Genomic DNA, 6,485 nt, shown 5'->3' with positions numbered 1-6,485 from the left:
ATCGCGGTCTACGAGCAGGCGCCCGACGCTGCCACGCTGCTGATCCAGGGCAACGCCACGACCACCTCGACCGAGGAAGAAGCCGAAGAAGCCGCGGAAGCCGCGCTCTCGACAGTGGACTCCGAATTCGGCCGCACGACCGACCCGGTGCGCATGTACATGCGCGAAATGGGCACGGTCGAGCTGCTGACCCGTGAAGGCGAAATCGAGATTGCCAAGCGCATCGAAGGTGGCCTGCAGGCCATGATGCTGGCCATATCTGCCTCGCCCACCACCATCGCCCACATCCTGGAGTTCGCCACCAAGATCCGCGCCGGCGAGATGCAGATCTCTGAAGTCGTCGACGGCTTCGTGGCCGCCGACGAGGCCGACGACTATGTGGCCGAAGAGGACTTCGACGAATTCGACGAGGAAGATGACGACGACGGCAACGGCGGCTCCAAGGCCCTGACCAAGAAGCTCGAAGAGCTGAAGAACGCCGCCCTGGTCAAGCTCGACTCGCTGTCGGGCAACTTCGACAAGATGCGCAAGGCCTTCGAGAAGGACGGCTACCGCTCGGCGCCCTACGACAAGGCCCAACACGCCATCAGCAGTGAGCTGATGACGATCCGCTTCACCGTCAAGACGATTGAAAAGCTCTGCGACATCCTGCGTTCGCAGGTCGATGACGTGCGCCGCTACGAACGTGAGCTGCGTAAGATCGTGGTCGACAAGTGCGGCATGCCGCAAGAGCACTTCATCAAGACCTTTCCGCCCAACGCCTTGAACCTCAAGTGGGCGGAGAAGGAAGTCGCCGCCAACAAGGGCTATTCGATCATCCTGAGCCGCAACCTGCCGCCGGTGCAGGAGCTGCAGCAGAAGCTGATCGACATCCAGGCCCGCGCCGTCGTGCCGCTGGAAGACCTGAAGGAAATCAACCGTCGCATGAACGAGGGCGAAAAGTCCTCGCGCGACGCCAAGAAGGAAATGATCGAGGCCAATCTGCGTCTCGTGATCTCCATCGCCAAGAAGTACACCAACCGCGGCCTGCAGTTCCTGGATCTGATCCAGGAAGGCAATATCGGCCTCATGAAGGCGGTGGACAAGTTCGAATACCGCCGCGGCTACAAGTTCTCGACGTACGCGACGTGGTGGATCCGCCAGGCCATCACCCGCTCCATCGCCGACCAGGCCCGCACCATCCGGATCCCGGTTCACATGATCGAGACGATCAACAAGATGAACCGCATCTCGCGCCAGCACCTGCAGGAGTTCGGCTACGAGCCGGACGCGCCGACGCTGGCCGAGAAGATGGAGATCCCGGAAGACAAGATCCGCAAGATCATGAAGATCGCGAAGGAGCCGATCTCCATGGAGACGCCGATCGGCGACGACGACGACAGCCACCTGGGCGATTTCATCGAGGACACCAACAACACGGCGCCCATCGAGGCCGCGATGCAGGCCGGCCTGCGCGACGTGGTGAAGGACATCCTCGACTCGCTGACGCCGCGCGAGGCCAAGGTGCTGCGCATGCGCTTCGGCATCGAGATGCAGAGTGACCACACGCTGGAAGAAGTCGGCAAGCAGTTCGACGTCACGCGTGAACGCATCCGCCAGATCGAAGCCAAGGCGATCCGCAAGCTCAAGCACCCGAGCCGTTCGGACAAGTTGCGTACTTATCTCGACAACCTCTGATCGTGAAATCCCCCAAGGCCGGCCCTCCCGGCCTTTTTCACGCCGATAAACTTTCGCCATGACCGCGATCCGGGAACGCACCGTCCTCTTCGCCGACCTGCGAGGCAGCACGGGGCTCTACGAGTCCCTGGGCAATGCCGAGGCGAGCTCGATGGTCACGCAGACCGTCGGCCAGATCAGCGAAGCCGTGCTGGAAAGCGGCGGCCAGCTCGTCAAGACGCTGGGCGATGGTCTGATGGCAGCCTTCGAGACGCCGCGCGACGGCGTGCGCGCAGCCCAGCGCATGCAGGAGCTGCTGGAGAAGACCGTCCAGCGTGCCCGACGCCAGAACAACCTCGCCCTGCTCGCGCTGCGGCTGCAGGTGGCCCTGGCACGTGGCGAGGTCGTCGAGCTCAACGGCGACTGCTTCGGCGACGCGGTCAACGTCGCGGCCCGGCTCATCGACCATGCGGGCGATGGCGAGATCCTCATCACGGCCGAGGTGCTGGCCGGCCTGCACCACGCCTCCAAGGGGCGCTTCCGCAGCCTGGACCGCATCTCTGTGCGCGGCCGCATCGAACCCGTGCACGTCTACCGCCTGGATGCCACGCCCCTGCCCGGCGCCGACGCGGCCGCCACGCAGTTCGGCGAGCCCATGCGCTCCAACGAACCCGAGGGCATGCGCCTGATCTGGCAGGACCTGGATCGCGTCTTCGACATTGGCGCCATGCCCATCGTGCTCGGGCGCAGCGTGCAAGCCACCTACTGCATCACCGACGCCCGCGTGTCGCGCTCGCACGCCCGCATCGACTGGCAGGGCAGCAGCTTCGAGCTGACCGACCTGTCCTACAACGGCACCTATGTCCGGTTCGGCGATTCCGGCGAACTGCTTAGCCTCAAGCGCGGCAGCTGCACACTCCACGGCAGCGGCACCATCGGCCTGGGCGGCCCGCCGGGCGACGAGCAGTCGCCCAGCGTGCGCTTCGAGGTGCTGCACTTCTACGACACTGAGCCCCAATCCTTCGGCCCGCGTTCGCGACGCTGACGCCAAGCATGCGCTTCCTTCCTGAACCGCCGCAGCGCCACGGCGCCGCGCCCGCGGGTCCCTTGGACACCGACGTCGCCGTCCTGCTGTGCAACCTCGGCACGCCCGACGCGCCCACCGCGCCCGCACTGCGCCGCTACCTGTCCCAGTTCCTGGCCGACCCGCGCGTCGTCGAGATTCCCAAGCTCGTCTGGGCGCTGATCCTGCACGGCATCATCCTGCGCGTGCGGCCGGCCAAGTCGGCCGCCAAGTACGCCACCATCTGGACGCCCGAGGGCTCGCCGCTCAAAGTCTGGACCGAAAAGCAGGCCAAGCTGCTGCAGGGACATCTGGGCGAACGGGGCCTGCGCGTGCGCGTGGTCCATGCGATGCGCTATGGCCAACCGGCCATCGCCGCCACGCTGGACGCGCTCAAGCGCGATGGCATCCGCCGCGTGCTGGTGCTGCCAGCCTATCCGCAGTACTCGGGCGCCACGACGGCCAGCGTCATCGACGACGTGGCCCGCTGGGCGCTGCAGACCCGCCATCTGCCGGAGCTGCGCTTCGTCAACCGCTACCACGACGATGCCGGCTACATCGGGGCGCTGGCCCAGAGCGTGCGCGAGCACTGGCAGCGCGAGGGCCGCGGCGACAAGCTGGTCATGAGCTTCCACGGCATGCCCGAGCGCACCTTGCACCTGGGCGACCCCTACTTCTGCGAATGCCAGAAGACCGGCCGCCTGCTGGCCGATGCGCTGGGTCTGAAGGACGGTGAATGGCTGGTGACCTTCCAGAGCCGCTTCGGCAAGGCCAAATGGCTGACGCCCTATACCGAGCCAAGCCTTGTCAAGCTCGCCAAGGCCGGCACGAAGTCCGTCGATGCCATCTGCCCCGGCTTCGCCGTGGACTGTCTGGAAACGCTGGAGGAGATTGCCCAGGAAGCGCGGGACGCCTTCCTCGCCGCAGGTGGCCAGCGCTTTGCCTACATCCCCTGCCTGAACGACCGGCCCGTCGGCATCCGGGCGCTGGCCGACCTGGCCCAGCGCCATCTGCAGGGCTGGCCCACCGCAGCCCCCCATCCCGACACCCTGGCCCTGCAGCGCGTGCGAGCGCTGGCCGCGGGAGCCCGCGAATGAGCGAGGCGCCGGCAAGCATGCGCCTGGACAAATGGCTCTGGGCAGCGCGCTTCTACAAGACCCGGGCCCTGGCCGTCGACGAGATCAACCTGGGCCGCGTGCGAATTGGCGGCCAGCCGGTCAAGCCGGCCCGCGATGTCAGGGTCGGCGACCTGCTCAGCATCCGCATCGGCACATTGGCGCGCGAGGTCTCGGTCCTGGGGCTGTCCCATCAGCGCGGCCCGGCGCCCCAGGCCCAAAGCCTCTACGCCGAGACCTCGGCCAGCATCACCGCCCGGGAGGCCGCCGCCGAGGCACGCCGCCTGGCGCCGGAGCCGGCAGCGACCATCGCCCAAGGCCGCCCCACCAAGCAGGACCGCCGCCGGCTGGCGGACTGGGACCGCTGGTCGGCTTCGCTGGACGACGAAGACCCGGGTTGACCCGGATAATCCGTTTCGAATCCCCCCTCTTGAAACCGGGACATCGCGCCCCATGTCGATGCGAACCCGATCCTGGATGCCATGACCACCGAGACCCCCCTGCCCGAAGACGCGGCCGGCGCCAATGAGCCCACCGCCGCCGACCTGAACCCCGAAATCAAGATCGCCGAACTGGAAGGCCGGCTGGCCGAGATGAGTGATGCCTACCTGCGTGCCAAGGCCGAGGTGGAGAACACCCGCCGCCGCAGCGAGGAAGAGCTGGCCAAGGCCCGCAAGTTCGCCGTCGAAGGCTTTGCCGAAGGCATGCTGCCGGTGATGGACAGCCTGGATGCTGCCATCGCCACGCCAGGCGCCGCCGTCGAGGCGGTGCTGGAGGGCGTGCATGCCACGCGCCGCCAGCTTGCCAGCGCGCTGGAGCGCAACAAGGTCGTCGAAGTCAACCCTGCCACGGGCACGAAATTCGACCCCCATCAGCACCAGGCCATCTCCATGGTGCCGGCCGATCAAGAAGCCAACACGGTGGTCACCGTGCTGCAAAAGGGCTTCCTGATCGCCGACCGCGTGCTGCGGCCGGCGCTCGTGACGGTGGCAGCACCCAAGTAATTCACAGCTCGCCGCCCCTTGAAGGACGGCAAGTTATCCACAAATCGAAAACATCAACGAATTCCTCAGGAGCTTCACATGGGAAAGATCATCGGCATTGACCTCGGCACCACCAATTCGTGCGTGGCGGTCATGGAAGGCAACACCACCCGCGTGATCGAGAACGCCGAAGGCGCCCGTACGACGCCGTCCATCATTGCCTACCAGGAAGACGGCGAGATCCTCGTCGGCGCCTCGGCCAAGCGCCAGTCGGTGACCAACCCGAAGAACACGCTGTACGCCGTCAAGCGCCTGATCGGCCGCAAGTTCGCCGAGAAGGAAGTGCAGAAGGACATCGACCTGATGCCCTTCACCATCGCCGCCGCCGACAACGGCGACGCCTGGGTGGAAGTGCGCGGCAAGAAGTTCGCGCCCCCGCAGGTGTCGGCCGAAGTGCTGCGCAAGATGAAGAAGACCGCCGAGGACTACCTGGGCGAGGAAGTCACCGAAGCCGTCATCACGGTGCCGGCCTACTTCAACGACGCCCAGCGTCAAGCCACCAAGGACGCCGGCCGCATCGCCGGCCTGGACGTCAAGCGCATCATCAACGAGCCCACTGCCGCGGCCCTCGCCTTCGGCCTGGACAAGCATGGCAAGGGCGACCGCAAGATCGCCGTCTATGACCTGGGTGGTGGCACCTTCGACATCTCCATCATCGAGATCGCCGACGTGGACGGCGAGATGCAGTTCGAAGTGCTGTCGACCAACGGCGACACCTTCCTGGGCGGCGAGGACTTCGACCAGCGCGTCATCGACTACATCATTGCCGAGTTCAAGAAGGACCAGGGCGTCGACCTGACCAAGGACGTGCTCGCCCTGCAGCGCCTGAAGGAAGCCGCCGAGAAGGCCAAGATCGAGCTGTCCAACTCGTCGCAGACCGATGTCAACCTGCCCTACATCACGGCGGACGCCACCGGTCCCAAGCACCTCAACGTGAAGCTGACCCGCGCAAAGCTGGAAAGCCTCGTTGACGAGCTCATCGAGCGCACCATCGCCCCCTGCCGCACCGCGGTGAAGGATGCTGGCGTGTCGCTGTCCGACATCGACGACGTCATCCTGGTCGGCGGCATGACCCGCATGCCCAAGGTCCAGGACAAGGTCAAGGAGTTCTTCGGCAAGGAACCGCGCCGCGACGTGAACCCTGACGAGGCCGTCGCCGTCGGTGCCGCCATCCAGGGCCAGGTCCTGGGCGGCGAGCGCAAGGACGTGCTGCTGCTGGACGTCACCCCGCTGAGCCTGGGCATCGAGACCCTGGGCGGCGTGATGACGAAGATGATCAAGAAGAACACGACCATCCCGACCAAGTTCTCGCAGACCTTCTCCACGGCCGATGACAACCAGCCGGCCGTGACCATCAAGGTCTACCAGGGCGAACGCGAACTGGCCCAGGCCAACAAGTCGCTGGGCGAGTTCAACCTGGAAGGCATCCCGCCGGCCCCGCGCGGCGTGCCGCAGATCGAGGTTTCCTTCGACATCGACGCCAACGGCATCCTGCACGTCGGCGCCAAGGACAAGGGCACCGGCAAGGAAAACAAGATCACCATCAAGGCGAACTCCGGCCTGTCCGAAGCCGAGATCGAGAAGATGGTGAAGGACGCCGAAGCCAAC

At 65.8% G+C, this 6,485-nt stretch carries 6 protein-coding genes; all 6 read left to right on the top strand.

Annotated features, from left to right (window positions below; all coding sequences use genetic code 11):
* A partial coding sequence (gene rpoD, locus VGF12_RS20445; RefSeq protein ID WP_331177893.1) for an RNA polymerase sigma factor RpoD occupies positions 1 to 1,677 on the top strand: 1,677 nt, incomplete at its 5' end.
* A gap of 58 nt (positions 1,678 to 1,735) precedes the next feature.
* Positions 1,736 to 2,701, top strand: a complete 966-nt coding sequence (locus VGF12_RS20440) for an adenylate/guanylate cyclase domain-containing protein (RefSeq protein WP_331177892.1) — start codon at positions 1,736 to 1,738, stop codon at positions 2,699 to 2,701.
* A gap of 8 nt (positions 2,702 to 2,709) precedes the next feature.
* Positions 2,710 to 3,816, top strand: coding sequence for a ferrochelatase (hemH, locus tag VGF12_RS20435; protein WP_331177891.1), 1,107 nt, complete (start codon positions 2,710 to 2,712; stop codon positions 3,814 to 3,816).
* The gene (locus tag VGF12_RS20430) at positions 3,813 to 4,235 is read left to right on the top strand and encodes an RNA-binding S4 domain-containing protein (protein ID WP_331177890.1); all 423 of its coding nucleotides are present in this window, start codon (positions 3,813 to 3,815) and stop codon (positions 4,233 to 4,235) included. The genes hemH and VGF12_RS20430 overlap by 4 nt, the downstream gene beginning before the upstream one ends.
* An 81-nt stretch (positions 4,236 to 4,316) precedes the next feature.
* A complete protein-coding gene (gene grpE, locus VGF12_RS20425) occupies positions 4,317 to 4,838 on the top strand; it encodes a nucleotide exchange factor GrpE (RefSeq protein ID WP_331177889.1) in 522 nt (173 codons plus the stop codon).
* Between the two features lie 78 nt (positions 4,839 to 4,916).
* Positions 4,917 to 6,485, top strand: a 1,569-nt coding sequence (gene dnaK, locus VGF12_RS20420) for a molecular chaperone DnaK (protein WP_331177888.1), incomplete at its 3' end; no start/stop codon positions are given.

Origin of the sequence: Roseateles sp. (assembly GCF_036404855.1) — a bacterium.
GTDB lineage: Bacteria > Pseudomonadota > Gammaproteobacteria > Burkholderiales > Burkholderiaceae_C > Pelomonas.
Note: the sequence above shows the minus strand (reverse complement) of the source record. Positions and strands in the feature narration are given on the sequence as shown.